The organism is Priestia sp. YIM B13491, assembly GCF_042787605.1.
Taxonomy (GTDB): Bacteria; Bacillota; Bacilli; order Bacillales; family Bacillaceae_H; genus Priestia; species Priestia megaterium_E.
Window position 1 is genome coordinate 846,780 of the sequence record NZ_JBHZOR010000001.1, and the last position, 26,959, is coordinate 873,738.

A 26,959-nucleotide genomic window follows, 5' to 3' on the forward strand; every position below is an offset into this window, starting at 1 on the left:
CGAATTTAGTATAGGAAAAAGGAGTGAGAGCATGCGCGATTTTTATGCTCGGATGCTACGGTTAATTATGTTAAGTTTTTTACTGCTGCTACTTTTAATTCAATTTACAGAGCGCTCTACTTCATTTAATCACATTACCCCCGTGCTAAATAAAGTAACCGAGCGAATTGAGCTGATTACCTATGATCAATAAATGTATGTTTTCCGCGTTTCGATATGTACTTGTTCTTTATGCAATTTGCTTTACATTTGTATTTGTTAGTACAGTTCCAAGCCTATTTGGTTTCACCGTGACCGTTCAAGAAACGGATTATCACCACCTGCATCGCGGAGATATAGTTGTCTTTAGAGACGAATCATCTTCTTCAAAAAATGAACTTGTACTGGCCCATAATCAAGAGCTTGATGTACTGGTTACAGCTCAAAGAGATTCTTTGCCTGCTTCTTTTAAAGTGATTGGAAGCTACGCATACCATCTCCCGTATATAGGGGTCATTATTGAGTTTATGAAAAATTTTACTACGTTACTGGTGATGGGAAGTATTTTACTTTTGTTGTTTTCGTATACGCTGCAGCCTAAAAGGCGAATATGGCGTAAGAGAAAGTGAAAAATGGGCGAATGCACATACAGGACAATCAACTAACGCATATAAAGTACAGTGTACGAAATGAAAAAAACAAGAGGAGAGATTGCTATGTATAACTACGATTGTTACGACCCATGCCATCACGGAGGCTATCACCACCTGTATGATACTTGCCATTATCCAATTAGCTATCCAATTGGCGGTTATCATCATTGTGGAACGGGCCAGTCATTTGCATTAATTGTTGTGCTATTTATTTTATTAATCATCATTGGCTGTACTTGTTTTTGCTGATTAGGCCTCATTTGCTCGCATGTGCGAGCTTTTTATAACAGATGGAAAAGGACAAACTTACATATAAATTGTTTAAATAATAAAAAAATTTTGCCAAATCAACATTTACCATATTATACTATAGCTAGTAACTCAATAAGCGAAGGTGAATATATGGAAAAGGAAAAAGTATTTCAACAGCTATTTTCAATGTCATTTACACCAATGCTCGTAATGAATATGGATGGAGATATCCAAATTTTAAATGAAGCGTGCTGCCACCTTTTTAAAACGACGGAGGAACGACTTCTTTCCTGTAATGTATTTGAAGAGCCAAATCGCTTTTTTATTGAAAAGCATGAAGTGGAACCGTTAAGAAAGCAAGAGGAAGAAGTTGTTTTACTTAAGAAAAAAGTAGATCAGCAGTTTCCGATGCACATCCATATTCAGCGCACGGAAGGGGATATTCCGCTCTTAGTTGTTCAGTGGAAAGAGTTTTCCTCAAGTATTGAAAAGCAAGAGGAAGTCATTCGGAAAATGAAGCAATATAAGCAGTTTGTCCAGCAAAGCCAAGATGCATTTATTGTAACAAGAGAAGGCAGAATTCAATATTTGAATCCCGCTGGTGTTAAACTTCTTGGCGGCGAGAAAAAAGAAGAGTATATCGGGCGTCCTTGGCTTCATTTTATTCATCCCGAACATTTAGAAATCGTAAAAGAACGAATGGTTCAGCTAATGAACGGAATGTCGGTGAGGCCGCGTGTTGATGTGAAACTATTGACTAAAAAAGGAGTCGTCATTATTGAATCTTCGGCAACCAAAATTAAGTTTGAAGGACAGGATGCCATTCAGTATATTATTCGCGACGTAACGGATCGAAAAAAATATGATGAAATGGCAAGCAAATCTGAAAAGCTTACAATGGTGAGCAAGTTAGCGGCAGGAGTAGCACATGAAATTCGTAATCCAATGACGGCGATTAAAGGGTTTATTCAGCTGTTAAAAGCATCAAAACAGTATAATGAAGAATACAATGATATTATGCTTGAAGAATTGAATCGCGTCGAATCCATTATTCAAGAATTTTTAACGCTGGCCAAGCCTAAAATTGAAAATTCATACCACCCAAAAAGTCTCAATCAAATCATCCGTCACGTGACATTACTATTAGATACACACGCCAATTATAAAAACTGTCGTATTATTAATGAAATTAGTGATGAGATTACAATCTTTTGTGAAGAAAATGCGCTTAAACAAGTTTTTATTAATTTAATTCAAAATGCGCTTGAGTCAATGAGCAAAGGTACAGTTAAAGTCACCGTTGAGAAAAGAAATGAATACGGCATGGTCATTATCGAGGATGAAGGCTGTGGAATTGATGAGCAATCTTTAGCCCGGCTAGGTGAACCGTTTTATTCTACGAAACAAACAGGAACGGGGCTAGGGTTAATGATTAGCTACCGAATAATCGAACAGCATCAAGGGCATATTTCATTTGCGAGTAAAGTAGGAGTAGGAACAAAAGTAGAAATTGCTCTTCCGTATATTAAAGAACCAGTGAACATTTCATAGCGCTTGCTATTCGTTCACTGGTTTTTATTTGATCGAAATAAAAGCGAATGTTTTTTTATTTTTTTATTTTAATGTTCGTGTATATTGTTGACTAAAGGGTTTGTTTTTGATATATTATCAAATGGCTAGAAAATAACCGAATGATAATAAAAAAAAGAAAATTCGGTCAATAACTTTTATCTTTTACCCGAAGAAAAAAGATGATGGGAGAATGTACAATGAACTCAAATTATGATGTTATTGTGGTAGGGGCAGGACCCGCTGGGATTTTTACTTGCTATGAGTTAACGTTAAAATTACCGGAAGCAACTATTTTATTAATCGATAAAGGACACGATATCTATCAACGTAATTGTCCGATTCTTCAGAAAAAAATTGAAAAATGTCCGCCTGCGGTTGGCAAAAAAGAGTTTGCTGGCTGTTTGCCTGCTTGTTCTATCACAAATGGTTTCGGTGGAGCCGGCGCATATTCAGATGGAAAATTTAATATCACAAGTGAATTTGGAGGCTGGATGACGGATTATCTGTCTGAATCACAGGTGGTAGATTTAATTAAATACGTGGATGAAATTAATTTAAAACACGGAGCAACCGATACGATTACGGATCCGTTAACTGATAAAGTTCGTGAAATTGAAAAACGCGGATACGCAGCAGGATTAAAGCTATTGCGTGCCCAAGTGCGTCATTTAGGAACAGAGCAAAATTTAGAAATTTTAAAAAGCATTTATGAATACTTAAAAGAAAAAATTGATATGCAGTATAAAACGGAAGTAGCCGATTTAATAACAGAAAAAGAAGATGGTCAGCATATCGTGCGCGGTATTGAATTGAAAAATGGTGAAAGAATTACGGCTGATAAAGTGGTGGTTTCACCAGGTCGAGACGGCTCGAAGTGGATGAGCGACTTACTAAAAAAACGTCGTTTAAAAATGATTAACAATCAAGTGGACATCGGCGTTCGAGTAGAAACATCCAACGTTGTTATGGAAGAAATCAACAAGCACTTGTACGAAGGGAAATTCATTTACAATACGTCCGTAGGTACAAGAGTTAGAACGTTTTGCAGCAATCCTTCAGGACATGTGGTAGTAGAGAATCATTCAGGTATTATGTTAGCAAATGGACACGCATACAAAGATCCGAAGCTTGGAAGTCAAAATACGAACTTTGCGCTGCTTGTTTCTCATAAATTTTCGGATCCATTTGATCAGCCGAACGAATATGCGCACGAAGTATCAAGATTAGCTAATATGCTGTCAAACGGGGGCTTAGTTGTTCAAAAGTATGGAGATATTTTAAAGGGCCGTCGTTCAACAGCGACTCGAATTAAAGAGGGCTTTTTAGAACCAACGTTAAAAGAAGCTGTACCGGGTGACTTAGGCTTAGTGCTTCCTTACAATACGATGAAAAGCTTAATTGAAATGACAGAAGCACTGGATCATGTAACGCCTGGGTTAGCATCTGAACATACGCTGTTTTACGGTGTGGAAGCGAAATTTTACTCAGCCCGTCCGAAGTTAAATGATAAGTTTGAAACTGAAATTTCCGGTTTATACGTGGGAGGAGACGGAGCTGGTATTACGCGAGGACTTGCGCAGGCAAGTGCGTGCGGTGTGTGGGTAGCGCGTGACATTGTTGAAAAATTAAAGAATCGCAAAGCAAGTTCTGAACCTGTTACTGTATAAAAAAAGAGGCCGTCACGGCCTCTTTTTTTATATGTGTTAAATAACGAAAGCGAATAAGTAAAAAGTAAAGAACTTATACCCCTCCAACTCCGATAGTTTTATATGATAATTACTCGCTCCTTTTTTAAAAGGTATTAGGGGATCCATATTTCTATCGTGAGCAGAATTAAATAGAATAAGGCGAATTGACAATGTCCATTTATTTCTATCAACAAATTCAGTAAAATTTTAGAGAATTTATATCAAGCAATACAAGGATAAAATCAACAGTTGGAAAGAGTTATTTTTTTGTTGAGTAAAATATTTATGAAAGCAGTAAAGTACGCGGATGTTAGAATAATTATGCAAATTTATGAATGTAATTTAATGAAAAGAAAGTTCACTTTACAAACTATTTTTTGAATTAATTTTTTATCTATTAGATTTTAAGTCTTGTTAAATAACTGTTTGTGGTTTATTGAAATATGATGTAAATATTTTAAAATATAACAATGCTCAACTTTTTATGATAAAACCCTGCATTATTTTTGAATAAAAACTTGACAGAAACATATAAAATGAATTTTAATTAAAGTAAGAATTATTATCATGCAAAAATATTAAAGAAAATTATTTGCTTAATCTCTTTTGTTTTATAAGAGAACGGGGGACCCATATTTGTGCGTAGTGTACTTGGGGTGAATCTTGAATAAATCAAGTAGGGTAACTCACGTACCCGAATCCGACAGCTAACTCCGTAAGCATTCAGTGAGGGAATAACAGGTCTATGAAACCATGATATTCTCATGGTTTTTTGTATAGATAAAAATATTCCTAAACTATTAATCTGAAAATTTTTAATATATTGTATATTTTGAGTGTTATCGCTCTCAATGCATGGTAAAATAAGTATGGTAGTTAGAATCATTCTAATATAATTTATTTACGGGAGGTAAATCTATGAAGCTATCGACAAAGATTATTATCGCGCTAATTGCTGGTGCTGTTGTGGGAGTGTTGATCAATGCTTTTGCTCCAAGTGCTTTTGCTCCGCTGGACAAGTACTTGTTTACACCGCTTGGCCAAATTTTCTTAAGCTTAATTAAAATGCTTGTTGTACCAATTGTGTTTTTCTCTATCACGTTAGGTGTAGCAGGTTTAGGAGATCCTAAAAAACTAGGAAGAATCGGGGCTAAAACAGTTTCCTACTTCCTAGTTACAACAACCGTTGCTATTATTATTGGTTTAATTTTAGCGTATGCAATTAAACCGGGTACGTTTGGATCTTTTGATACAAAAAACGCTTCTTTTGAAGCCGAAAAAGCACCGCCGGTTGGAGAGACATTCTTAAATATGATTCCAGTCAACCCAATCCAAGCGATGGCTGAAGGGAATATGCTTCAACTTATCGTTTTCTCTATCTTTATCGGTTTTGGTATTACGATGCTTGGAAATAAAACAAAAGGGCTTTACAATTTACTTGAGCAAGGCAATGAATTGATGATGTATCTTGTAAATCTAGTGATGAAGTTTGCTCCTTACGGAACATTTGGACTTCTTGCAACCGCGGTTGGAAGTCAAGGCTGGGAGGCAATTAAAGCGATGGGGCTGTACATGATTGTAGTCGTGCTCGCACTGTTTATCCATTCGATTGTAACATATGGAGGATCAGTCGCTCTTATGGCGAGACGTAACCCTATTGAATTTTTTAAAGGTTTTGCTCCTGCGATGACAGTTGGATTCAGTACATCAAGCAGTAATGCAACGCTTCCGATTTCAATGAATGTGGCTCAAAAAAACCTTCGTGTCCCGGAGTCCATCAGCAGTTTTGTTCAGCCGTTAGGTGCTACCATTAACATGGACGGGACGGCAATTATGCAAGGTGTAGCGACTATTTTTATTGCACAAGTATACGGCGTTGACCTGTCGCTGGGTGCTCTTGTGACGGTTGTATTGACAGCGGTGCTTGCTAGTATTGGTACAGCAGGTGTGCCGGGAGTTGGTCTCATTATGCTAGCAATGGTATTGAGTTCGGTTGGCTTGCCTGTAGCAGGTATCGGATTGATTATTGGAATTGATCGCTTGCTTGACATGCTTCGTACATCTGTAAATATTACGGGAGACGCTGCGTGTGCCGTTATTGTGGCTGAGTCAGAAGCAAAGCGTATCGATAAATCTGTAACGCAATCAGCTTAATAAGCGTAAAAGCTCTAGCTATATGCTAGGGCTTTTTTTATTGGCAAGAAACTCTTCGTTTCAGCATACAGTTTAATAAGAGTGTATGTTTGAAAGGAGAGTGCGGAAATGAATAAAACTCATGTAATAAAGCCGCTGCTCGACGACGACTACCCAGTTATTTCATATGGAAAAGGAATTTATTTGTACGACCAAGATGGAAAAAGGTACATAGATGCTTCGTCGGGGGCAGTTACAGCAAGTATCGGACACGGCGTAAAAGAAATTATTGATGCGATGACCGATCAGGCACAGAAAGTTGCGTTTGTATATCGGTCGCAGTTTACAAGTGATCCAACAGAAGCCTTAGCTAAGAAACTATGTGAATTAAGCAGCAATCATTTCCAGTGGAGCTTTTTTGTTAACAGCGGGACAGAAGCGACTGAAACGGCTATGAAAACGGCAATTCAGCATTTTCAAGAGCAAGGAAAGCCAACCAAAACAAAGGTTTTGTCACGCTGGATGAGCTATCACGGTATTACAATAGGAGCTCTGTCTATGTCAGGGCACGTTGGAAGACGAAAACGCTTTTCGTCTTTGCTTGAAGATTATCCTTCGGTTTCGCCTCCTTATTGCTATCGATGTCCGTTTCATCAAACCTATCCATCCTGTAATCTTGCTTGTGCACACGAATTGGAAACAGTTATCAAACGAACCGGCCCTGAACATATTGCTGCTTTTATTACCGAGCCCATTGTAGGAGCAGCCGGAGCAGCCCTTACACCTCCTCCTGGCTATTATGAAGTGATAAGAGAAATTTGTGATAAATATGATGTGTTATGGATTGCGGATGAAGTCATGACGGGAGTTGGGCGTACAGGCGTGATGTTTGCATATGAGCACTGGGGAGTTAAACCAGACATTATGACGCTTGGAAAAGGAGTGGGAGCAGGATATACACCAATAGCCGTTACGTTAGCTAGCAGCAAAACGATTGAACCTATTATGAACGGATCCAAATTAATTATGAGCGGACATACGCTAAGCGCTAATCCGCTGTCATCCGCTGTAGGGATAGCTGTTTTAAGCTATATTGAAAAGCATGATCTTGTTCAAGAAGCAGCGCTGAAAGGAGACTATTTAGTAGGGAAATTGAAGAAACTTCAGCTTCTTTACCCTATCATTGGGGACATACGTGGTAAAGGCTTATTAGTTGGTCTTGAGCTTGTGCAAAATCCAAAAACGAAGGAGCCTTTTTCATCCTCTGAAAATATGACGGCGCGCGTAATAAGTAAAGCCCAAAAAAATGGTCTTCTCCTTTATCCTTCGCAAGCAGGAACAGACGGAGTCGAGGGAGACGGTATTATTATTGCGCCACCATTTACGATTACTCATCGTCAACTTGATGAAGCGGTCGATCTGCTTTCGAAAACATTGCATGAAGTGCAAAATGAAAAACAGGGAAATGAGGTGGAATGAGTGACAAAGGTCGAAAACTCATTTCAAAAGATTACAACTGTGGAACAAGCGATCGAATACGTGGATCATGCTGCTACGCTGATGATAGGAGGGTTTGGAGGAGTAGGCAGCCCGCCTTCTCTCATTGACGGTCTTATTGAAAGCGGAAAATCAAATTTTACATTGATATGTAATGATTCAGGCTTTCCTCATATTGGTGCGGGAAAATTGGTAAGCCAAGGAAGAATTCAAAAGCTGATCGCTTCTCATATTGGATCGAACCCAGTGGCTGGAACGCTGATGACAGAAGAAAAGCTGAAAGTTGAGTTTTCTCCTCAAGGAACGCTTGCTGAACGGATTCGAGCGGGAGGAGTTGGACTCGGAGGAGTACTGATTGATGTAGGAATTGAAAATGACATTATTCAATTTGGAAAAGAAAAAGTGGAAGTAGACGGCAAGACATTTTTAGTTGAAAAACCACTCACAGCCGATGTAGCTTTTGTATATGCAAAAAAAGCAGATCCATTCGGCAACTTGCTTTATGATAAAAGCGCTCGAAACACTAATCCATTAATGGCTATGGCAGGTCGTATCACTATTGCTGAAGTGGATGAAATCGTTCCTCTTGGGGACATTGACCCAGAGAACGTGATGACGTCAGGTGTATTTGTGGATTATATTGTCCCTTCAAAAGGAGTGAATTGGAAATGGGTTTGGGAATAGATATTCGTCATCGTATTGCAAAACGTGCTGCGGCTGAAATCAAAAACGGCATGATTGTTAATTTAGGGATTGGCATTCCTTCTCTTATTCCTAATTATGTACCAAGCGCTGTTCATGTGATGTTTCATGCTGAAAACGGAATTTTAGGGTTAGGATCTTCGCCTCCTTTGGGTGAAGAAGATGAGAATGTCTGCAATGCAGCAGGCTATCCAACAACTACCGTTCAAGGGGCTTCATACTGTGATAGTGCTACAGCCTTCGCGATGATTCGAAAAGGATACGTCGATATGACCATTCTTGGCGCGTTAGAAGTGAGTGAAAAAGGGGATTTAGCTAATTGGATTGTGCCAGGTAGGCGAGTTCCTGGGATGGGAGGAGCGATGGAATTAGCTCAAAAAGCGAAAAAAGTCATTGTGCTAATGAATCATACGAGCAAGACAGGAGAACCGAAGCTGGTTAAGACGTGCTCTTTACCTCTGACTGCTTCGGGCTGCGTGGGATTAGTTATTACAGATCGGGCGGTTTTTAAAGTAGAAAAAGATGCGCTTCTTCTAACAGAGTTAATGTCTCCTTATACCGTAGAGGATATTTTGAGTTCAACAGAAGCGACAGTTCGCCTGAGTGATCAATTGATTACGATACCATAAGGAGGACCATTACATGAACATACAGCAATCTATTCATAACTGGATGACAGAGCATCGTCAAAGTGCAGTGCGTTTACTCAAGCGTTTCGTAGAAGAAGCAAGCGTACAAGGTTCTGAAAAGCATGCGCAGGCAATTGTCATTGAACGCCTTCGACAGCTGCAGTTAGATATTGATATATGGGAACCGGATGAAAAAATACTTCGCAGCCATGAAGCTTTTGCCTCCAACCGTTCTACTTTTCGAGATAGTCCGAATGTGGTAGGCGTGTTAAAAGGGAAAGGTGGAGGGAAATCCATTATTTTGAATGGGCACATTGATGTAGTACCACCCGGAGATCTTTCACAGTGGACGGAAGACCCTTATACGGCTGTTGTAAAAGATGGAAACTTATATGGACGCGGAGCAACGGATATGAAAGGAGGAAATGTGTCATTACTTTTAGCTATTCAAGCGTTGAAAGAGCTAGATATTTCACTAAAAGGAGATGTTATTTTTCAAAGCGTAGTAGAAGAGGAAAGCGGAGGTGCAGGAACACTTTCCTGTGTACTTAGAGGGTACAAAGCAGATGGTGCCATTATTCCAGAACCAACCAACATGAAGATCTTCCCTAAACAGCAAGGCTCCATGTGGTTTCGAGTCACCGTGCATGGAGTAGCAGCACATGGAGGTACTCGGTATGAAGGCGTGAGTGCGATTGAAAAAGCAGCTGTGGTGCTTAAACATATTGAGGGGCTTGAAAAAGAGAGAAACAGTCGAATTACCGATCCGCTCTATAATAAAATTCCCATTCCCGTGCCGATCAATATCGGAAATATACAAGGAGGAACGTGGCCTTCTTCAGTCGCTGATCAAGTAATATTAGAAGGCAGGATAGGAGTTGCTCCGCATGAGAAAATGAAAAATGTCAGAGCAGAAATGAAATCCTGGCTTGAACTTCTGCCTCAGTGTGATGAGTGGTTTGCTGAGCATCCTGTCGACTTGGAATGGTTTGGGGCCCACTGGCTTCCCGGTGAAATTGAATTAGAGCATCCGCTTATGACCTCTCTTTCGTCCTCTTTTTATCAAGTGAAACAGAATCAGCCGATCATTGAAGCATCTCCTTGGGGAACCGACGGAGGGATACTGTCACAAGTAGGGGATATTCCAACAGTTGTGTTTGGACCGGGAGTAACAGAAGTGGCCCACTTTCCGAATGAGTATATTTGTATTCAAACGATGCTTGACGCAGCAGAAATTATTGCTCTCACGGTAGCAGACTGGTGCAGTATTGCGGACTAAGCTAAAAAGGGAGAGGATACAAACAAATGGCGAAACAAGAAAATATTTGTCAACCAACCTTTGCTATGAATCTTTTTTTAGATGAATATAACGAACGTCTGAGAATAGATGATTACCGGGGAAATGTGAACGATATTTACAGCTATATATATAAAGAAATTGATAAGGCAACGTACGAAAAGTGGATTATAAAAGCACGTGCTGAACATCTGTTGGACTGGATGAGATTGGGACTTTCTTTAGAAGCAACTGTTCCCTACTATTTTAACGGAAGCGACGCGTATCTTTTATGCTACTATACGTCTCAATCCCGCCGAGACAGCGGGGAGACGTTAAAAGAAACAGAGCTGCTTCAAGATGTTTTGAATTTGCCGACATCTGATTATTCTCCTTTATCAAATCAACTGATCATGCGCCGAGCCATTTCATCTGACGCTAAACAACTTTCTCAGCTCTATCGTCAAATCTTCACAGTGTATCCTACTCCCCTCTACGAAGAAGAGTATCTCTCTAATTTGCTTCAAGAAGATAGTTTGTTTTATATCATAGTTGACAAGAACGATATCGTTAGCGCTGCTTCTGCTGAAATTGACTATGTCTATCACAATGCTGAACTAACGGATTGTGCGACTCTCCCTGCTTACCGAAAGTATGGATTCATGAAGCATTTATTAAGCGCACTAGAGGAGGAGCTAAAACAGCGGCATATTTTTTGTGCATACACAATAGCGAGAGCGCTTTCATTTGGAATGAATGCTGCTTTTCATCAGCTTGGGTATATCTATACGGGACGATTAACGAATAATTGTTACATTTATAAATCGTTAGAAGATATGAACGTATGGGTGAAGGATCTGTCAAAAAGTAAAGGGTGAGAAATAATTAACCAATTTATGGGCTGTAACATATAACAATAGTAAATCTTCATAAAGGAGCGATTGTATGTTATATGATTTATATAAGCCGTCCCGACATTGGAAAGATATTGAGTTATGGAAAGATGTTCCTGAAGAAAAATGGAATGACTGGATTTGGCAATTAACAAACACAATTCGAACGTTAGATGATTTAAAAAAGGTCATTAACTTAACTCCTGAAGAAGAAGAAGGAGTACGCATTTCAACCAAAACCATTCCGCTCAATATTACGCCTTACTATGCATCTTTGATGAATCCAGATGATCCTCGCTGCCCCGTCCGTATGCAGTCTGTTCCGGTTGGCAAAGAACTTCATAAAACAAAATATGATCTAGAAGATCCCCTAGATGAAGACGAAGATTCTCCAGTGCCAGGGTTGACTCATCGCTATCCTGATCGCGTTTTGTTCTTAGTCACCAATCAATGTTCCATGTACTGCAGGTACTGTACTCGAAGAAGGTTTTCAGGACAAATCGGAATGGGCGTTCCAAAAAAGCAGTTAGATGCTGCGATTGCTTATATCGCCAAAACACCTGAAGTACGAGATGTACTCATTTCAGGCGGTGATGGCTTGCTGATTAATGACAACATTTTAGAATATATTTTGAAGAATTTACGAGCTATTCCCCATGTGGAAATTATTCGGATTGGCACAAGAGCCCCCGTTGTGTTTCCGCAGCGAATAACAGAAAATTTATGTACCATTTTAAGGAAATATCATCCAGTATGGTTAAATACTCACTTTAATACATCCATTGAAATTACGGAAGAGACAAAAAAAGCATGTGAAATGCTTGTCGATGCAGGCGTTCCAGTTGGCAATCAAGCGGTTATTTTAGCTGGGATTAATGACAGCGTAGCTATCATGAAAAAGCTTATGCACGATTTAGTGAAAATACGCGTTCGTCCTTACTATATTTATCAATGTGATTTGTCAGAAGGAATTGGACATTTCCGCGCACCTGTTTCCAAAGGGCTTGAAATTATGGAAGGGCTGCGAGGTCATACGTCTGGCTATGCTGTTCCAACGTTTGTTATTGATGCGCCGGGAGGAGGAGGAAAGATTGCAGTTCAGCCAAACTATATTATTAGTCAAAGCGCAAGTAAAGTTGTTCTGCGAAACTTTGAAGGAGTGATTACGACGTATCCGGAGCCAGAAAGCTATGTGCCTGGGCGTGCAGATGATTATTTTCGCGCTGTTTATCCAGCATCGGATGCTAAAGATTCTTCCATCGGCATCTCGGGTCTTATGAATGATGCTCAATTCAACCTTGTACCGGAAGGGTTAGGGAGAGTAAAAAGACGTAAAACATATGAAAGTGACAGTGCTCACGAAAGTCTAAAAGATAAACGTGAAAAAAGAGATGAATTAAAAGATAAAAAGTTTAAAGCTCAATTGAAAAAAGACGTTAAAAGCGACGATGCTCCATCATCTTAAGGAGGTCCTGTAATATGACTGTTCAATGCGCATGGTGCGAAGAAGAAAAAGCGGTTGAAACAACCAATACCGCATACTGGGAATTGCCAGACGGAACGAGAAGTATTGAAATTACTCATATGCCATGTATCAGCTGTTCAGGTTGCGGGATGTCATATCAAGAAGAAGAGATCATAGAAGAAGTGGAAACACAGCTGCTTCTTGTCGATACAAAAAAACTTGATGAATCCATTCGGTATGATGAGCTATTAAAAGTGCCAAGATTATTAAAGCGCAACTACTTTAAATTCTAAAAAGCCGCCCCTTATTTTGTAGGGGGCGGCTTTGCTTATTGATAAGCCTTTGTTCCAGCAGTGCGCAGGCTGTAGGCGTGTTTTAAAGCTACTGTAACAGGACGGAAAGTTGGAAGTTCGACTTCGTCTATTTTCGAAACGGGCAAGAGACCAACAGATGTGCTCGTAATAAAAACTTCATCAGCGTCTTTTAAAAAGGAAGGAGTCATATTTTGTTCTCGGATTTGAATGGCTTGTTCCTGCGCACATTCCAGCACGTTAGCGCGCGTAATACCCGATAGAATTTTTCTTGTGGCAGGAGTCGTGAACAAGACGTTGTCTTTTATCGCAAATACATTGCTGCTCGACCCTTCGGTTATGTATCCGTCTTTTACTAAAATAGCTTCTTTACATCCTTTAGAAGCCGCAGCTTGTTTGGCCAGAAGGTTAGGAAGTAGGTTCAATGATTTGATATAGCAATTAGCCCATCGTTCGTCTTCCAAAAGAAGCGTGGAAATGCCTTTTTCATAGGCTTCTTCAGGTGTTTGGCGAGGGTGGCGTATTGTGAGTGCTAATTGTGCAGGTACATCGGGAAATAAATGATTTCGAGGAGCAATCCCGCGCGTAACTTGAATATAAATATCAGCGTCTTTTAACGTTGATTTTTCCATTGCTTGATGAATGATGTCCTTTAGCTCTTGTCTTGAAACCGGCAGCTCGATAAAGATTGCCTTTGCACTTCTTTCTAAGCGGTCTAAGTGACGTTCAATTGAAAACGGAACTCCTTTGTATACGCGAATAAATTCATAAACACCGTCTCCAAATTGGTGACCGCGTTCATCAATTGGAATAACAGCCTCATTAATATCTCTAAACTCTCCAGCATAATATGCTAATTCCATCTTGAAAAACTCCCTTCCTTTAGATATTAAAACGTTAACATAAAATTCAGCAAAATGAAATTATTTACTTGGTTTCTCCAAAGAAAATGAAAAAAGTCATACTCCTTTAGGAGTATGACTTTTATGAAAACGTACGTTTGAAAGCTAATGAAAATTTCTGAATGGCTTTTTTAGGTGTAACAAACTGAACGATGAGCTTAGTACCGGTGATGAACCAATCGACGATACGGCTGCCGAGAAGCATCGTTACTAAAATGGACAGGGCGATTAAGACGATAATTCCCCATGACGTTGGCTCCAGACTTTTTGAGAAGTCAGTTGTAAAGAACCATTTTAAAATGAAGCCGTGCAATAAATACACGTATAGGGATCGCTGTCCAATGCTTGTTAAAGCAAAACCGCGCGTTGGAATTAAAGCCATAAAGGCAAAAGATACAAGAAAAGCAATTCCATAGTGAGAAACGCGCATTAAAAATTCGGCCACATTGTCGTATGTGTTCGTTCCATACAGCATATCTGTGTAAGCCGTGTCGTCTAAGAAAGAATAGCTTCCAATTAATGTAACTAGTAATACGATGGATGCAATGATTCGATTTCGCGCTGTCAAAAGATTTGTAAAAGGCTCTTGTCGCTGTGACAAATAGTAGCCTAAAAGGAAAAACGGGAAGAAGACAAACATTCGGCTAATGCTTAGAATTTTATCAAATCCGTCAATATCAATGAAGCCCATTGCAAGTCCAAGCGAAATAGAGACAGTTAAGCTAATCCACATCGGGAATTTCGCAAAGAAAGGAAGCATTAATTTCCAAAAAATTAAACTCAGTAGAAACCACATTGCCCATCTAGGAACCAAATATTGAAGCGTGTACGTTTCATCTGTATAAAGCACACTATAATAAAGGGTATAGATAGTTTGGAAAGCTAAATAAGGAAGAGCCACCTTTGTAAATATTTTTTTGTAATAGCCTTTTTTATGAAAGTTTTTTGAGAAATAACCTGCTAGTAAAATAAAGACAGGCATATGGAAAATAAAGATAAAGTGATAAATGGACAGCATTCCGCTGCTATCTGTTCGGTACGGAGAAATCATGTGTCCAAATACAACCAAAAAAATTAATACAAATTTAGCATTATCAAAGTAAGCATTTCGAGTATTCATAGTATTATTTTTCCTCAACATATGCTGATGTAAACCTCCCACCAACAAGATTTATTTAAATGGCGATTATTGTTAGAATAACCTTTCACTACGGAATTAAAACATGAATTCTTCTTTTTTGCAATTACATAAAGGCTTGAGAAACCTGTCGAATCAATGTTTTTGTTATAAAAACGATGTGTTTTTGTTACAAATGTCTTTTGGGAAAAAGAAAAATATTGATATAACAATATTTATTCGTTACGCTAATAGTGAAATTTGTTTTGCAACTGTAACATGAATTTAATATTTTTTGTCCGGTAAACCACTTATATTGCAGTGTTCGACATCTACATATCGCAGAAGAAAGTTGTAGATTTCTTGAAAAAATGATAGAAAAGATACACATACCGCTGGAGGGGGAGTCCGATGAAATCCTTTTATCACTATATAATGAAATTCCGATCAAATAAAAAACATGATCGAATGGGAGAGTTTGCGCGAAGTGCTTATGATGATCACAGCTTCCCGAAATCTTCAACAGATTATGACGAACTGAGTTCTTATTTAGAACTCAACGGACATTATTTATCAAGTATGACCGTATTTGATGAAGCATGGGAGCTTTATCAAAATAATGCGTGAGAAATAAAAAAAGCAGGCTGATGGATATCCATCAGCCTGCTTTTTTATTTCTTTAGCTCATGCACTAAGCAGGAGGAAAAATGATAGAAGGCAATAGATAATAAAGGCTTGGTTCTAAAGATGTTATACTTCCCCTTTTTCAGTTACTGCATATAATATTGTAACTTTTCAGTAGGTGTATGTTTACTAAGGAGGTGCGACGATGGCAGGGAAGAAAAAACCTAAATACGGAATTGGTGAAACAGTCGTTGTAACAATATACGGGACCGTTGGCACTATTACCGATATAAAAGTGATGGATGGGATTTTTGTATACGAAATCAACCATAGTGAAGGTCTTTTTTTAGAAGATACAATTGAGCTTCTAGAAGAATATGAAGGTCAAATATTAGTACAGGAAAGAGTAGAGCTTGAATATAAGTTTTTCTTCGGCGATATCGTCCAGGTTTTTAATTATGGAAAAGAGTTATTTAAAATCATTGGTATTCGAACAGAAATATGGCGTTATAAAGAGGATTCATGGGAAGACATTGTCTATGAATTGTCACGTGTAACAGATGGAGAATGGCTTGAGGCTAGTGAAGAAGAACTCATTCTCGTAACTCCTCATGAGGAAACAGAAAATTACGCTCAAAGTGTTGATATGTTGTATTTAGGTAAAGAAATTAAAAAGACGGAGTTGCTACCAAAGATGAAAAAACAAAACGGTTCTGAAAAAGAAGAAGTGAGGTTAACTAAAGAAAAGCATGAGATTATAAACGGTCTTTTAGATGTGTACAATGATTATAAATTTTTGTATGAGCTTTTTGAAGATGAAGAATACGCTGAAGTCATGAACTTAGTGCTGAAACATTTAAAAAAGATAGCAAAATCCGAACAAGGAAAATAGCAGGTAGATGCCTAATAAATAAAAGATAGCCGAGATAGATCATTACATCTCTCTTAGCTATCTTTTATTGTGTATACGGCGATGGTAATGAAAAAAGAATGGGTATAATTACCTTTCTATTTAAACTGCTGAAATTTTAGACATACTATTGCCGAATTGTTCATAAATGTGTATAAGGTAAAACTTCAAGCAGAAGATGGAGTGAACCTATTTTTAAGAAAAATAAGGTACGCTAATCCGTTCAAACGGGATAAGGAGTGATATTGTGAAAGAAATCGAAGTGGTCATTGATACGGAAGAAATTGCGGAGTTCTTTTACAATGAACTAGTCAAGCGAGGCTATGTTCCCGCTGAAGAAGAGCTAGGCGAATTAGCGGATATAACTTTTGATTATCTCATTGATAAATGCATTATTGATGAGCAAGATGAAGAATAAAAAGATAGATACATCTGTAACGACGGGGAAACTCGTCGTTTTGTTTATGAGACAGCGGCTATGAAAAAGGGTTAGCAGCTTTAATAGCAGATTGCACTTTTATATGATGCTGAAGAGGAATTTTTTTAACGGAAGAAGCGGGAATAGACTCAAGGAGAGAAAATATGCTTTCTTCTTCAAACCACTCATCTTTTCTTAAAAAAAGGTGTACGCGGTCTCCCCAGCTCATATTTAACGTTGGGCTATACAGCTTTTTGGAATGAGTTCGATTTTTTGTAAATATATCCGGATTATAATCGCTTCGAGACCCTGTGTGGGGGTGTTTAAGGCTAAATGTATAGATAGAATCATGCAAGTTTGAATAAAAAAGAAGAACGTATAAAGTTTTTCCCACTTCAATCCGTTTTAAGACAGACTCGAAATGATACACTTTTGTGCCACTTAAATCAATGTTATTACCTGAATAATAGGGAAAGACGATTTGAGTCATACCGAGAAAGTTTTGAGTGTGAAACTGCCAAGAGTGAAGAACATCCCGCTGAAACTCTTTTTTAAAGAGAACATTTTTTTCGATATGATACTGTTCGTTCACAATCAGAGCTATTGATAAGAGCGTTTTGTTTCTATGTTGCCAAAAGTCATTCCAAACAGTTTTCATAAAAGAAGATATGTGAAAAGCGGAGAGTAAATGAAACAGATTGCTGTTTTGTTCTTTGCTTTTTTCATAGAGTAACAGCTGAGCGTAAGCATCATGAAAAATGGCGGAATTGGAATGTTCTAAAAACAAGAAGTACGCGTGCTGTTTTTCTGGAGAAAGCAGGGATTTTATTAAGGTAGTGGAGAGATCTGTCATGTAATAGCCGCCGTTTCGTGAAACCAAGTGTGCTAAAAAAGCCCAGTGAATTTCGGGATGTTTTTGATAATAGTCTAAATAAGCTTGGGTACGTGTAACATTGTTTTGATTAGCTTTTTTTACTTTTTTTCGAATCTCTTTAATCAATTTTACGTCTTCTCCGATAAAAGACAGCGGGAGGGTAGCAGGAGGTTTGAGCTGCATCATCTGCTGCAGGCGAAGAACATCCTCCAATCTAATGAGGGGATTTGTGTTAGTAGAAGTCATGTTAAGCCTCCTTTGAAACGTTTAACTATATAAAAAAAGGGTAAGGGACTTTTTGAAACCTTTATAACATTTCGTACGTATAAAGGGTAACAAATGTTAAGAAAAGAGGTTTTCTTTATGTTCAGAAAAATTTTTGAATCATTAACTGGATCTAAACATCGACGCTACAGCAGCAGCGATCGACACTATCGACGTCCTCGTCACTACAGCAGCAGTGATCATCATTACAGACGTCCTCGTCATCATAGCAGCAGTAGCGATTATAAGCGAAGCAAATATTATGACAGCCACAGTCATTCAAAATATGGACACCACCACTATAAGCGCAAACGTAAAAGTGGAAGCTTCTTCTCAAGCTTTTTCTCAAGTTGATTTATGGTGAAAAATCGAATGTTCAAACACCTTCATCGCTGGCTAGTTGACCGTCCTTTTAAAAAAGGAAAAGTCATTTGCGGGCACTATGAAATCATAGATGTACTGGGAATGGGAAGCTATGGTATAACATATGTTACTAACGATATTGTGCAACAAAAAAAGGTAGTCGTAAAGCAGCTCCGTAAAACGAAGCAGCGCACGTCCCAGGGGCTGAAGTCTTATCATTATGAAGCAAAATTGCTGTCTCAATTAAATCACCCTCAAATTCCTTCACTGTATGAAGCTATCGAAACAGATGAAGGCTGTTTCTTAGTAATGGAGTTGATTCAAGGGAAAACGTTTGAAGATTTAATTTTTGAAGAGAAGTGCGTGTATACGGAAGAACAAGCGCTTGACATTTTACTTAATATTCTAGACGTAGTTTCTGCTATTCATGAGCAAGGAATCGTTCACCGTGATCTTCGTATTCCAAATATCATTGATGTTAACGGAACCATCTATGTTATTGACTTTGGTCTTGCTAGATTTTTAGGAGACCATGAAGAAACAAGCACCCTTATAGAAGAACAGCAGTTTATGAGACAAACATCTGCTGCAAGCGATATCTATGCGCTTGGTCATTTTCTTTTATTTTTATTATACTCTGGTTATGAGCCGACGGAAAAACAAGAAAAAAGCTGGGAACAAGAGCTAAGTTTGTCGACACCAATTAAGACCATTATTCAAAAAATGCTGAGAGCAGATGAAGCGTATGAAAGCATTAAAAGTTTACAAAAAGATATTTATGACTATATAAACAGTAAGAACTCGGGGAGGGAAAAGCATGGCGCTATTTAATAAAGCGTTAGCCCGCATTGGAATTGGTGCAGCGCGTGTAGATGCTAAGCTCGTCAATGATGAATTTCGTGCTGGTGAAACGATTGAAGGGATTGTTGAAGTGTACGGAGGCAATGTTGAGCAGAAAATTGACAGCATCTATCTGCGTCTATTCACAACCTATGTAAAAGAAAGAGACGATAAAAAATACAAGCAGGATATTGAACTTAATACGTTTAAGATTAACGACCCGTTCACGATTCAACCATCTGAAACGAAGTCTATTCCTTTTACCTTTCAGCTGCCTGATGATACGCCTGTTACATTAGGGAGAACCCGGGTGTGGGTGGCGACGAGCCTCGATATTAAAGATGCAGTTGATCCCTCGGATATTGATCATGTAAAAGTGCTTCCTAATCAGATGGTAACAAGCACAATTGAAGCTATGGAACAGCTTGGCTTTCGCTTGCGCCAAGTCGAGTGCGAAGAAGCTCCTCGCAGGATGAGAAAAAGACTTCCTTTTGTTCAAGAATTTGAATTTGTTCCAAGCGGTGGAGTATACGCTGGGAAAGTAGATGAAATTGAAATTATCGTGCAGCCGAGCGGCTTACATGACTACGATTTATTTATAGAAGTGGATCGACGAGCCAGAGGATTTGGCGGGTTTTTATCTGAAATGCTGGATGCAGATGAGTCGCTCGTTCATGTTCATGTTTCTGAAAAAGAAATTCCTCAGTTAAAAAATATATTAACCAATATTATTTCACGCTATAGCTAACGTGCATAGCTCTCCTTTATTTTTCGTATATTAAAGACAGTAAAAAGAAAGGAGAGAGGTATATGCCGCAATCAAAGCAAACGAAAAAAATAAACATAAAAGAGGAATTTTCGGCTGAATTTGTCGTTCATCAAGCTCCTAAGCCAGAAGACTATATTCAGCCAAAACGTGTGAATAAGTAAAGCATGTAGAACGCTACATGCTTTTTCTTTTAATAGGTTGGAGGAAATAAAAAATGGTAAACCGCACTACAAAATATTCTCTATTTATTGTATCGCTTTTAGCTTTCTTTTTACTCATTTTATTTACGTTTAATACACCTTGGGTGAAACAGCTTGACTTTAATGTACTTCATACCATTGAAGGATGGAGGACGGACACGTTAACACCCATCATCATATTTATAACAACCGTAGGGTCTTGGTATGTTACTGCGCCAATATGGTTTGCGATTATAGTATTTCTTCTTTATAAACGAAAAGGGTTGCTCGCTTTATATATCACGCTTGTTTTTTGGGGAGTGCGCGCTTTAAATTGGGGATTGAAGGAGATTTTTGCAAGACCAAGACCTGATTGGAGTCAAGTCGTTCCCGCCTCTCACTATAGTTTTCCAAGCGGACATGCCATGAACTCAATGGCGTTTTACAGTGGAGTACTTTTGTTAATATGGATGTATACAAGAAGCAGAGCCGTTAAAACGGCAGCTGCATGCGTAATAGCTATTGTTATTTTATTAATTGGATTTAGCCGTTTGTATTTAGGCGTACACTTTTTAACGGATATACTAGCAGGATATTGTTTAGGACTTGCTTGGTCCTTAGGAGTCTATCTCTTTTCTAAACGCCTATATAACCAAAAATAGGAGCAATGGTTACATTTTTTTCGTTAATATTTCATTTTGTTTAAGTAGGCCTATTGATTCATCCATTCAAAAACAACTAATGATAAAATGGGAAACAAATATTTTATGTACATGTTTAATAAGAAAAAACTAGTAATTTCGACAAAAAACGTTTTGATTCGATAAAGGATTTTCGGATTTTATCACTAATTATATAAGAATACATGACGTAAAAGAGTAAATACTTGCTTTTGGGTGGAGGGAAGAATGTTGAGTGTGTGGACCACAATAAAAAAACAATTTAATATTAGCACAGAATATGATGTAACCATTATGCAAACAGAAGAAAAAGGCGAAAAGCGCGGATATAAGCCTGTCCATCGTCTAACGATTACAGCATTCGATCATCAAGACGCAGCAACACAAGTATTTCAGATGTTTAATATTGCTGATAATTTGCCAAAAGATTGTGATGCGAGGTTTATCAGCACAGGCGATATTTTATTAATTGATGAAGGTACTCGAGGAAAGTATTACTACAAGCTATGGACAGACGGCTGGCAAAAAGTGAACCGCCTGCACGTACGTTAAACATAAGGTAAAAGCGACCTATCTGGCCGCTTTTTATTTATATGTTGACCCTTAGTAATCACGAGTATGATGGCCAGGGCCATTTTTTCGGTTTGTTGCTGAATATTCATCTCCATGGGCTTCATGTTCTGCTATAATTGCTTCTTTAGGAATATGATTATTCTTTTTAGGCGAATTAATTCGATTGCGATGCTTTTTCCCCATACATATCACCTCAGCTAACGTTAGTAAATCCCTTGCGCTATTAGCGTACCCTTATATAAAAAGACATACTACGCCATTTTTTGGGCCGTATGTCTTTTTATTTTTGACGCATAATGTTAGAAGTAAATAGACAAGCAAGGGATACAATATGGTATAGTGAAAGCGTAAGATTTTTTACATATAGGAGGTACGAAATGAGCGTACATATTGGGGCAAAACAAGGTGATGTTGCAGAAACGATTTTACTTCCAGGTGATCCACTTCGTGCAAAATACATTGCAGAAACGTTTTTAGAAGATGTAACTTGCTATAACGAAGTGCGCGGTATGCTTGGATTTACAGGAACATATAAAGGAAAGCGCGTTTCTGTTCAAGGAACAGGAATGGGTGTACCATCAATTGCTATTTATGTAAATGAACTAATGAATGAATATGGTGTTCAAAACCTAATTCGCGTTGGTACATGCGGAGCAATTCAAAAAGATGTAAAAGTGCGTGACGTTATTTTAGCCATGTCTTCGTCAAGTGATTCACAAATGAACCGCGTTAAATTTGGTCCTATTGACTATGCACCGACAGCTAACTTTGATTTATTAAAGCGCGCTTACGATGCAGGTGTTGAAAAAGGCCTTCAGTTAAAAGTAGGAAGTGTATTTACATCTGATCAATTTTACAATGAAGACGGCCAGCTAGAAAAATTGGCAGCTCACGGCGTATTGGCAGTTGAAATGGAAACAACGGCTTTGTATACGCTAGCCGCTAAATACGGCCGTAATGCTTTATCGGTTTTAACAGTAAGTGATCACATTTTCACTGGTGAAGAAACAACGTCAGAAGAGCGTCAAACGACGTTTAACGATATGATTGTTGTTGCGCTTGAAGCAGCAATTAATGAATGAACATAATTTCATTTCGTTTATTTGCTGAATGGCAGCGAAAAGCTGCGGCATAACAAATGAAAAGACGAGAAGCAATCAAGCTTCTCGTCTTTTTATTTGTGAAAATTAATTGTTTCCAAACGGGAAATTGTATGGTACGATTTGATACGTTAAAAACGGCTTTGATTTTCGTGAAAGTCGAAAATCGTATAAAAAATTCATAAGAGGTGATAAACCATCATGATGGCAAGTATTAAACAGCAGTGGTTTTCAAACGTTCGAGCAGATATTTTGTCTGGGATGACAGTTGCTCTTGCGCTTATTCCAGAAGCCCTTGCTTTTTCCATTATCGCCGGTGTCGATCCCATGGTTGGCCTGTATGCATCTTTTTGTATGGCAATTGTGATTGCTTTTACAGGCGGAAGACCAGCTATGATTTCAGCTGCAACAGGAGCAATGTCTTTATTAATGATTAACTTAGTCAAAGATCACGGCATTGAGTATTTATTTGCAGCTACTGTTTTAACCGGAATTATTCAAATTTTACTTGGTGTTTTGAAAGTAGGAAGGTTTTTATCATTTCTTCCTCAAACAGTTATGATTGGCTTTGTAAATGCGCTAGGTATTTTAATTTTTACAGCACAGCTTCCGCATTTTCAAGGAGCAAATTGGATGATGTACGCAATGGTAGCAGGAACGCTGCTCATCGTCTATTTGTTTCCGCTCATGACCAAAGCAATACCATCTCCGCTTGTTGCCATTGTCTTGATGACGATTGTAGCGATTGTCTTTCATTTAGATTTAAAAACGGTAGGAGATATGGGGAATATTACGCGTTCGCTGCCGGTTCTTCACTTTCCAAAGGTTGATTTATCAGTGGAGACACTGCTTATCATTTTACCTTATTCGCTTCCTTTGGCGATTGTAGGCCTACTTGAATCTATGCTAACGGCAACGGTACTGGACGAAATTACAGATACGCCTTCGAATAAAAATAAGGAAGCGCGCGGTCAAGGCATCGCTAATATTGTAACAGGATTCTTTGGAGGAATGGCTGGCTGTGCCATGATTGGACAATCTATGATTAATGTAAAATCAGGGGGACGTGGAAGGTTATCTACCTTAGTCGCCGGAGTCTTTTTATTGTTCTTAATTATGGTGCTTGGCGATGTTGTTAAACAAATTCCAATGGCTGCTCTTGTAGGCGTTATGTTTATGGTAGCTACCGGTACATTTGATTGGCAGTCCCTTAAAGACTTAACGAAATATCCGCTATCGGATGCTATTGTAATGGTTGTTACGGTGGTTATCGTATTGTTTACACATAACTTAGCATTAGGAGTAATGGTAGGTATTGTTTTAAGCACCATTGTATTTGGCTGGAAGATGGCTAAAATCAAAACAACTTCACAAACAGAAGGCAATATGAAGCAATACAGGGTTTCAGGGCAATTATTTTTTGCCACGATCAGCTTCTTCATGGATGAATTTCAGTATGAAACAGACCCGGATACCATCATTATTGATTTTAGTTCTTCTCATATATGGGATCAATCGGCCGTGATCGGCATCTCAAAAATTATCGATAAGTACGAGCGATTGAATAAAAAGGTTATTGTAAAAGGACTAAATGAAGACAGTAAAAAAATCGTAAGGCAAATTGGCATAACGTCGCTGTCGAACAAATAAAAGGTGTGCAGTAGCACACCTTTTTTACTTGTTTCGTTTTAGTAGCTGTACGAGCCAGGTGGAAAAAGAAGTTGTAGATGAAGGTACGGATGTCTGTTTTAACAAAATAGCATAGGCTTTGCGCCGATATTGGTAATCAAGCATGCATATCTACTCCTTTTAAAACAGGATTTGGAAGCGTTTTCTTTATTGTAGCATGCTTAATAGGGAGATAAAAGAAAAAAGAGAGACCATCGTCTCTCTTTAATCATTTCCAAACATATAGCGTTTGTGATGCCATGAGATTCCAAACATCAGACCCATTGCAAACATGTTCCCCATCAGTGAACTACCTCCATATGAAATAAAAGGAAGTGGAATTCCGGTAATAGGCAAGACTTGAATGGTCATACCGATATTTTGAAATACGTGGAACGTAAGCATTGAAATAACGCCTACACATAAGTAAGAATTGAATTCATTTTTTGTTTCAAGGCCTAGCTTGATCAAGTAATAAACGAGTACGAAGAAAAGACTAATAACAATGCTGGCGCCGATAAAGCCAAACTCTTCTCCAATAACCGCAAAAATAAAGTCGGTCTGTCCCTCTGGCAAATAGACAACTCCATTTCCGATTCCTTTACCGTTTACCATTCCTGATCCAATTGCATCTAACGATTTCTTTAAATGATAGCCCTCTCCCGAACTATATGACTCAGGATCAAGCCAAGAATAAATACGGCCAAATTGGTATTGCTTAACCCCTAGATACTTTTCTAATAGGCTAGGTGCATAAACAACAAGTCCCAAAATGACAGAACCAACCGCTGTAATACCTAAAAATGCAGGGGCGATGATTTTCCAGCTTACGCCTGAAACAAATACAAGTCCAACCGTGATTGCTAAGAACACAAGAGCGGTACCTAAGTCAGGCTGCTGCATGATTAATAATAAAGGTAAAGCAAGTACAGCACCCAGTTTACCAAGCAGTAAAAAGTCTTCTCTTACTGTCCGGATACGATATTTTTCATTGTGTTTAACAATGACCGTACTCAGTGTGATAATCAAAAACACTTTCATAAACTCTGATGGCTGTAACGAAAAGCCGGGAAGTGTGAACCAACTTTTTGCCCCGTTAATTTCTCTGGCAATGCTTGACGGAGCCACTAGTAAAAGAAGCAATAAAAAGTTCCCAAATCCATAAAAAACCCACGTTAGCTTTTGAAGCTGATCGGAGTCAAAACGCATGACAAACCCTATAATCACCATTCCGATTATATAAAAAACAACTTGTTGCGCTACGAAGTTCTTATCATACTGCCCAATTTTTTCAGCACTATGGATTGCCACAACGCTTACGCAAAACAATAGGAAGATTAGGAAAGCCAAGTTCCAGTCAAATCTACTAACATTTCTTTGATTTTCACCCATATTATTCACCTGTCACTATTAAATCTCATTCTTTCTTTATGATAAAAGAAAAATGCTGGTTTTTAATGCAAAGTCGATCAATGAAGAGTCGCACTAACCCCACTTTGCAGTTTTTGCTTTGAATATAGACTTGCTAAAAGTAAGAAAAGATATGTCGCAAGCTGCGTTACCATACAGCCTTTTATTATACATGAATTATTCTATAACATAAATAGGAGAAATGATAACAATTTCTTTTTTCTAAAAACTCTATTTGCAGGGATTTATTCAATTCATCTTCTTTATCTCCTTAAAGGTTAATATGAAAACATACTATAGGAATTTATCTTTTTTTGCACGTGAAAAGATAAAGAAACGTGTATATATATAACGAAAGAAAGGGCAAATAGTTTCATATGAACGACTGAAAAATTCTAAACTGCGAGGACTAAATCTAGCAAGCTATACATATGAATAATAGTAAAGATAAGAGAAAGTGTTCTACACTATCTTTTTCTACATGCAGACATTCAACTTCTTAGCACTCCCAAAAGTAAACAGTTGAGACAAGAATATAATTATATTCGACTTTCTTGCTGATGAACGAACGTATGGAAGGTATATGGATAGATTACCGAATCAGAGACATAGGATATTAGGAAAATAATAGATAGAGATTAATAGAATCATAACGTAGAGAGGTGTGTTTATGATTATAGGGGCAAGTGTGACAGCATTTTTATTATTATGGTGGACAATTTTTTATAGCGGGCGCTACTATCATTATGTTTCAGAGCCTGTTGGCAAAAGAATTTCCCTTCACGTAGGAATACATGTCACCTTAGTGGTTGGAGTGAATGCATGTCTCTGGCTTGAGCAGCCGCTGCTTTTTTCTAGCATTTTAGCAGGGTGTGCAGGACTAGGAGCCGGATGGTTTGTAGGGATTCCTTTTTCGGTAAAAAGTATGTTAAGTGGAATAATGGGAGGCATAGGAACGGGTGTTAGTTTTTATATCTCTATGAGCATGTGGATGGAACAATTTAACTGGCTATCTTTTTTATTGATAGGAACGAGCGTTATTTTTAGCGGAAGCTCGTTATTTCAAGTGTTAAAATCGATTCCGTCATTTGAAAAGGTACTGGTGAAAATGTGGATTCAACATCCTTTTCTGATAGCTCCTATTTTGATTACCGTATTTTGGCTGTATAATTTTATTGAAAAATATTTTCCTCAAGCAGATCCAACACGCAAGTAGTT

The 26,959-nt window shown here is 38.3% G+C and carries 29 protein-coding genes and 1 riboswitch; of the genes, 24 read left to right on the forward strand and 5 right to left on the reverse strand.

The window, feature by feature from the left end:
- Positions 1–31: 31 nt before the first annotated feature.
- The 13 genes from ACFX4E_RS04290 to ACFX4E_RS04350 all read left to right on the forward strand — a co-directional run bounded on the left by ACFX4E_RS04290 (position 32) and on the right by ACFX4E_RS04350 (position 13,032).
- Positions 32–193 carry a hypothetical protein gene (locus ACFX4E_RS04290; RefSeq protein WP_169305181.1) on the forward strand — a complete coding sequence of 54 codons (162 nt, stop codon included), beginning with the start codon at positions 32–34 and terminating at the stop codon, positions 191–193.
- Positions 183–608, forward strand: coding sequence for a hypothetical protein (locus ACFX4E_RS04295; RefSeq protein ID WP_251626428.1), 426 nt, complete (start codon positions 183–185; stop codon positions 606–608). The genes ACFX4E_RS04290 and ACFX4E_RS04295 overlap by 11 nt, the downstream gene beginning before the upstream one ends.
- A gap of 87 nt (positions 609–695) precedes the next feature.
- Complete coding sequence (locus ACFX4E_RS04300; RefSeq protein WP_075419415.1) at positions 696–881, forward strand: YjcZ family sporulation protein; 186 nt, start codon at positions 696–698, stop codon at positions 879–881.
- 153 nt (positions 882–1,034) lie between these two features.
- A complete protein-coding gene (locus ACFX4E_RS04305) occupies positions 1,035–2,435 on the forward strand; it encodes an ATP-binding protein (RefSeq protein WP_013058734.1) in 1,401 nt (466 codons plus the stop codon).
- A gap of 218 nt (positions 2,436–2,653) precedes the next feature.
- Positions 2,654–4,123: an NAD(P)/FAD-dependent oxidoreductase gene (locus ACFX4E_RS04310; RefSeq protein ID WP_377258851.1), complete on the forward strand. Its 1,470-nt coding sequence runs from the start codon at positions 2,654–2,656 to the stop codon at positions 4,121–4,123.
- Between the two features lie 604 nt (positions 4,124–4,727).
- A riboswitch (cyclic di-AMP (ydaO/yuaA leader) is annotated at positions 4,728–4,882 on the forward strand.
- Positions 4,883–5,062: 180 nt separating this feature from the next.
- Complete coding sequence (locus ACFX4E_RS04315) at positions 5,063–6,298, forward strand: dicarboxylate/amino acid:cation symporter (RefSeq protein WP_028410897.1); 1,236 nt, start codon at positions 5,063–5,065, stop codon at positions 6,296–6,298.
- A 108-nt stretch (positions 6,299–6,406) separates the two neighbouring features.
- Positions 6,407–7,756 carry an aspartate aminotransferase family protein gene (locus tag ACFX4E_RS04320; protein WP_028410898.1) on the forward strand — a complete coding sequence of 450 codons (1,350 nt, stop codon included), beginning with the start codon at positions 6,407–6,409 and terminating at the stop codon, positions 7,754–7,756.
- Entirely contained in the window at positions 7,757–8,458 is a 702-nt protein-coding gene (locus ACFX4E_RS04325) for a CoA transferase subunit A (RefSeq protein ID WP_014458548.1), read from the forward strand. It abuts the gene before it with no gap.
- Complete coding sequence (locus ACFX4E_RS04330) at positions 8,443–9,105, forward strand: 3-oxoacid CoA-transferase subunit B (protein WP_377237872.1); 663 nt, start codon at positions 8,443–8,445, stop codon at positions 9,103–9,105. The genes ACFX4E_RS04325 and ACFX4E_RS04330 overlap by 16 nt, the downstream gene beginning before the upstream one ends.
- A 13-nt stretch (positions 9,106–9,118) precedes the next feature.
- A complete protein-coding gene (locus ACFX4E_RS04335) occupies positions 9,119–10,384 on the forward strand; it encodes a peptidase (protein WP_028410900.1) in 1,266 nt (421 codons plus the stop codon).
- Between the two features lie 26 nt (positions 10,385–10,410).
- Positions 10,411–11,259 (forward strand): putative beta-lysine N-acetyltransferase, encoded by an 849-nt coding sequence (gene ablB, locus ACFX4E_RS04340; RefSeq protein WP_377237871.1) that lies wholly within the window; start codon positions 10,411–10,413, stop codon positions 11,257–11,259.
- A gap of 67 nt (positions 11,260–11,326) precedes the next feature.
- Entirely contained in the window at positions 11,327–12,739 is a 1,413-nt protein-coding gene (gene kamA / locus ACFX4E_RS04345) for a lysine 2,3-aminomutase (protein ID WP_028410902.1), read from the forward strand.
- Positions 12,740–12,753: 14 nt separating this feature from the next.
- Entirely contained in the window at positions 12,754–13,032 is a 279-nt protein-coding gene (locus tag ACFX4E_RS04350; RefSeq protein WP_013058725.1) for a YokU family protein, read from the forward strand.
- A 35-nt stretch (positions 13,033–13,067) separates the two neighbouring features.
- Here ACFX4E_RS04350 and dat read toward each other — a convergent pair whose 3' ends face one another.
- On the reverse strand, positions 13,068–13,913 hold the full coding sequence (gene dat / locus ACFX4E_RS04355; RefSeq protein ID WP_013084681.1) for a D-amino-acid transaminase: 846 nt from the start codon (positions 13,911–13,913) through the stop codon (positions 13,068–13,070).
- A gap of 121 nt (positions 13,914–14,034) precedes the next feature.
- The gene (locus ACFX4E_RS04360) at positions 14,035–15,072 is read right to left on the reverse strand and encodes an acyltransferase family protein (protein ID WP_013058723.1); all 1,038 of its coding nucleotides are present in this window, start codon (positions 15,070–15,072) and stop codon (positions 14,035–14,037) included.
- A 408-nt stretch (positions 15,073–15,480) separates the two neighbouring features.
- On the opposite strand from ACFX4E_RS04360, the gene ACFX4E_RS04365 reads away from it, so the two are divergent.
- The 3 genes from ACFX4E_RS04365 to ACFX4E_RS04375 all read left to right on the forward strand — a co-directional run bounded on the left by ACFX4E_RS04365 (position 15,481) and on the right by ACFX4E_RS04375 (position 17,021).
- The gene (locus ACFX4E_RS04365; RefSeq protein ID WP_013058722.1) at positions 15,481–15,696 is read left to right on the forward strand and encodes a YozE family protein; all 216 of its coding nucleotides are present in this window, start codon (positions 15,481–15,483) and stop codon (positions 15,694–15,696) included.
- 202 nt (positions 15,697–15,898) lie between these two features.
- Positions 15,899–16,585 (forward strand): hypothetical protein, encoded by a 687-nt coding sequence (locus tag ACFX4E_RS04370; protein WP_013058721.1) that lies wholly within the window; start codon positions 15,899–15,901, stop codon positions 16,583–16,585.
- A 265-nt stretch (positions 16,586–16,850) separates the two neighbouring features.
- On the forward strand, positions 16,851–17,021 hold the full coding sequence (locus ACFX4E_RS04375; RefSeq protein ID WP_013058720.1) for a YozD family protein: 171 nt from the start codon (positions 16,851–16,853) through the stop codon (positions 17,019–17,021).
- Positions 17,022–17,079: 58 nt separating this feature from the next.
- Here ACFX4E_RS04375 and ACFX4E_RS04380 read toward each other — a convergent pair whose 3' ends face one another.
- Positions 17,080–18,141 carry a DUF2515 family protein gene (locus ACFX4E_RS04380; protein WP_377237870.1) on the reverse strand — a complete coding sequence of 354 codons (1,062 nt, stop codon included), beginning with the start codon at positions 18,139–18,141 and terminating at the stop codon, positions 17,080–17,082.
- A gap of 117 nt (positions 18,142–18,258) precedes the next feature.
- Between ACFX4E_RS04380 and ACFX4E_RS04385 the strand changes: the two genes are divergently transcribed.
- From ACFX4E_RS04385 to ACFX4E_RS04405, 5 genes are all read left to right on the forward strand, one after another.
- Complete coding sequence (locus ACFX4E_RS04385; protein ID WP_114324454.1) at positions 18,259–18,513, forward strand: hypothetical protein; 255 nt, start codon at positions 18,259–18,261, stop codon at positions 18,511–18,513.
- 3 nt (positions 18,514–18,516) lie between these two features.
- Positions 18,517–19,353, forward strand: coding sequence for a serine/threonine protein kinase (locus tag ACFX4E_RS04390; RefSeq protein ID WP_377237869.1), 837 nt, complete (start codon positions 18,517–18,519; stop codon positions 19,351–19,353).
- Entirely contained in the window at positions 19,340–20,110 is a 771-nt protein-coding gene (locus ACFX4E_RS04395; protein ID WP_377237868.1) for a sporulation protein, read from the forward strand. The genes ACFX4E_RS04390 and ACFX4E_RS04395 overlap by 14 nt, the downstream gene beginning before the upstream one ends.
- Positions 20,111–20,345: 235 nt before the next feature.
- A complete protein-coding gene (locus ACFX4E_RS04400) occupies positions 20,346–20,972 on the forward strand; it encodes a phosphatase PAP2 family protein (RefSeq protein WP_028410907.1) in 627 nt (208 codons plus the stop codon).
- A gap of 246 nt (positions 20,973–21,218) precedes the next feature.
- Positions 21,219–21,542: a hypothetical protein gene (locus tag ACFX4E_RS04405; protein ID WP_013058713.1), complete on the forward strand. Its 324-nt coding sequence runs from the start codon at positions 21,219–21,221 to the stop codon at positions 21,540–21,542.
- Positions 21,543–21,593: 51 nt separating this feature from the next.
- On the opposite strand, the gene ACFX4E_RS04410 is transcribed toward ACFX4E_RS04405, so the two are convergent.
- Positions 21,594–21,746, reverse strand: coding sequence for a hypothetical protein (locus tag ACFX4E_RS04410; protein ID WP_013058712.1), 153 nt, complete (start codon positions 21,744–21,746; stop codon positions 21,594–21,596).
- A 194-nt stretch (positions 21,747–21,940) separates the two neighbouring features.
- Between ACFX4E_RS04410 and deoD the strand changes: the two genes are divergently transcribed.
- Positions 21,941–22,645: a purine-nucleoside phosphorylase gene (gene deoD / locus ACFX4E_RS04415; protein WP_377237867.1), complete on the forward strand. Its 705-nt coding sequence runs from the start codon at positions 21,941–21,943 to the stop codon at positions 22,643–22,645.
- Between the two features lie 219 nt (positions 22,646–22,864).
- Positions 22,865–24,313, forward strand: coding sequence for a SulP family inorganic anion transporter (locus ACFX4E_RS04420; protein WP_377237866.1), 1,449 nt, complete (start codon positions 22,865–22,867; stop codon positions 24,311–24,313).
- A 243-nt stretch (positions 24,314–24,556) separates the two neighbouring features.
- Here the strand turns inward: ACFX4E_RS04420 and ACFX4E_RS04425 are convergent, their stop codons facing one another.
- Positions 24,557–25,723, reverse strand: a complete 1,167-nt coding sequence (locus ACFX4E_RS04425; RefSeq protein WP_013084672.1) for an FtsW/RodA/SpoVE family cell cycle protein — start codon at positions 25,721–25,723, stop codon at positions 24,557–24,559.
- A gap of 688 nt (positions 25,724–26,411) precedes the next feature.
- Between ACFX4E_RS04425 and ACFX4E_RS04430 the strand changes: the two genes are divergently transcribed.
- Positions 26,412–26,957 carry a hypothetical protein gene (locus ACFX4E_RS04430; protein WP_028410909.1) on the forward strand — a complete coding sequence of 182 codons (546 nt, stop codon included), beginning with the start codon at positions 26,412–26,414 and terminating at the stop codon, positions 26,955–26,957.
- Positions 26,958–26,959 lie beyond the last annotated feature (2 nt).

Excerpts from the sequence above, each read along its gene's own strand:
- ACFX4E_RS04405 (WP_013058713.1), top strand. The coding sequence starts at position 21,219 with ATGTTGAGTGTGTGGACCACAATAAAAAAACAATTTAATATTAGCACA.
- ACFX4E_RS04320 (WP_028410898.1), top strand. The coding sequence starts at position 6,407 with ATGAATAAAACTCATGTAATAAAGCCGCTGCTCGACGACGACTACCCA.
- ACFX4E_RS04360 (WP_013058723.1), bottom strand. The coding sequence starts at position 15,072 with ATGAATACTCGAAATGCTTACTTTGATAATGCTAAATTTGTATTAATT.
- ACFX4E_RS04395 (WP_377237868.1), top strand. The coding sequence starts at position 19,340 with ATGGCGCTATTTAATAAAGCGTTAGCCCGCATTGGAATTGGTGCAGCG.
- ACFX4E_RS04295 (WP_251626428.1), top strand. The coding sequence starts at position 183 with ATGATCAATAAATGTATGTTTTCCGCGTTTCGATATGTACTTGTTCTT.
- ACFX4E_RS04410 (WP_013058712.1), bottom strand. The coding sequence starts at position 21,746 with ATGGGGAAAAAGCATCGCAATCGAATTAATTCGCCTAAAAAGAATAAT.
- ablB (WP_377237871.1), top strand. The coding sequence starts at position 10,411 with ATGGCGAAACAAGAAAATATTTGTCAACCAACCTTTGCTATGAATCTT.
- kamA (WP_028410902.1), top strand. The coding sequence starts at position 11,327 with ATGTTATATGATTTATATAAGCCGTCCCGACATTGGAAAGATATTGAG.
- ACFX4E_RS04430 (WP_028410909.1), top strand. The coding sequence starts at position 26,412 with ATGATTATAGGGGCAAGTGTGACAGCATTTTTATTATTATGGTGGACA.
- ACFX4E_RS04290 (WP_169305181.1), top strand. The coding sequence starts at position 32 with ATGCGCGATTTTTATGCTCGGATGCTACGGTTAATTATGTTAAGTTTT.
- ACFX4E_RS04420 (WP_377237866.1), top strand. The coding sequence starts at position 22,865 with ATGATGGCAAGTATTAAACAGCAGTGGTTTTCAAACGTTCGAGCAGAT.
- ACFX4E_RS04385 (WP_114324454.1), top strand. The coding sequence starts at position 18,259 with ATGTTCAGAAAAATTTTTGAATCATTAACTGGATCTAAACATCGACGC.
- ACFX4E_RS04335 (WP_028410900.1), top strand. The coding sequence starts at position 9,119 with ATGAACATACAGCAATCTATTCATAACTGGATGACAGAGCATCGTCAA.
- ACFX4E_RS04400 (WP_028410907.1), top strand. The coding sequence starts at position 20,346 with ATGGTAAACCGCACTACAAAATATTCTCTATTTATTGTATCGCTTTTA.
- ACFX4E_RS04380 (WP_377237870.1), bottom strand. The coding sequence starts at position 18,141 with ATGACTTCTACTAACACAAATCCCCTCATTAGATTGGAGGATGTTCTT.
- ACFX4E_RS04305 (WP_013058734.1), top strand. The coding sequence starts at position 1,035 with ATGGAAAAGGAAAAAGTATTTCAACAGCTATTTTCAATGTCATTTACA.
- ACFX4E_RS04315 (WP_028410897.1), top strand. The coding sequence starts at position 5,063 with ATGAAGCTATCGACAAAGATTATTATCGCGCTAATTGCTGGTGCTGTT.
- ACFX4E_RS04370 (WP_013058721.1), top strand. The coding sequence starts at position 15,899 with ATGGCAGGGAAGAAAAAACCTAAATACGGAATTGGTGAAACAGTCGTT.
- ACFX4E_RS04350 (WP_013058725.1), top strand. The coding sequence starts at position 12,754 with ATGACTGTTCAATGCGCATGGTGCGAAGAAGAAAAAGCGGTTGAAACA.
- ACFX4E_RS04330 (WP_377237872.1), top strand. The coding sequence starts at position 8,443 with ATGGGTTTGGGAATAGATATTCGTCATCGTATTGCAAAACGTGCTGCG.
- ACFX4E_RS04365 (WP_013058722.1), top strand. The coding sequence starts at position 15,481 with ATGAAATCCTTTTATCACTATATAATGAAATTCCGATCAAATAAAAAA.
- ACFX4E_RS04425 (WP_013084672.1), bottom strand. The coding sequence starts at position 25,723 with ATGGGTGAAAATCAAAGAAATGTTAGTAGATTTGACTGGAACTTGGCT.
- deoD (WP_377237867.1), top strand. The coding sequence starts at position 21,941 with ATGAGCGTACATATTGGGGCAAAACAAGGTGATGTTGCAGAAACGATT.
- ACFX4E_RS04310 (WP_377258851.1), top strand. The coding sequence starts at position 2,654 with ATGAACTCAAATTATGATGTTATTGTGGTAGGGGCAGGACCCGCTGGG.
- ACFX4E_RS04300 (WP_075419415.1), top strand. The coding sequence starts at position 696 with ATGTATAACTACGATTGTTACGACCCATGCCATCACGGAGGCTATCAC.
- ACFX4E_RS04390 (WP_377237869.1), top strand. The coding sequence starts at position 18,517 with ATGGTGAAAAATCGAATGTTCAAACACCTTCATCGCTGGCTAGTTGAC.
- dat (WP_013084681.1), bottom strand. The coding sequence starts at position 13,913 with ATGGAATTAGCATATTATGCTGGAGAGTTTAGAGATATTAATGAGGCT.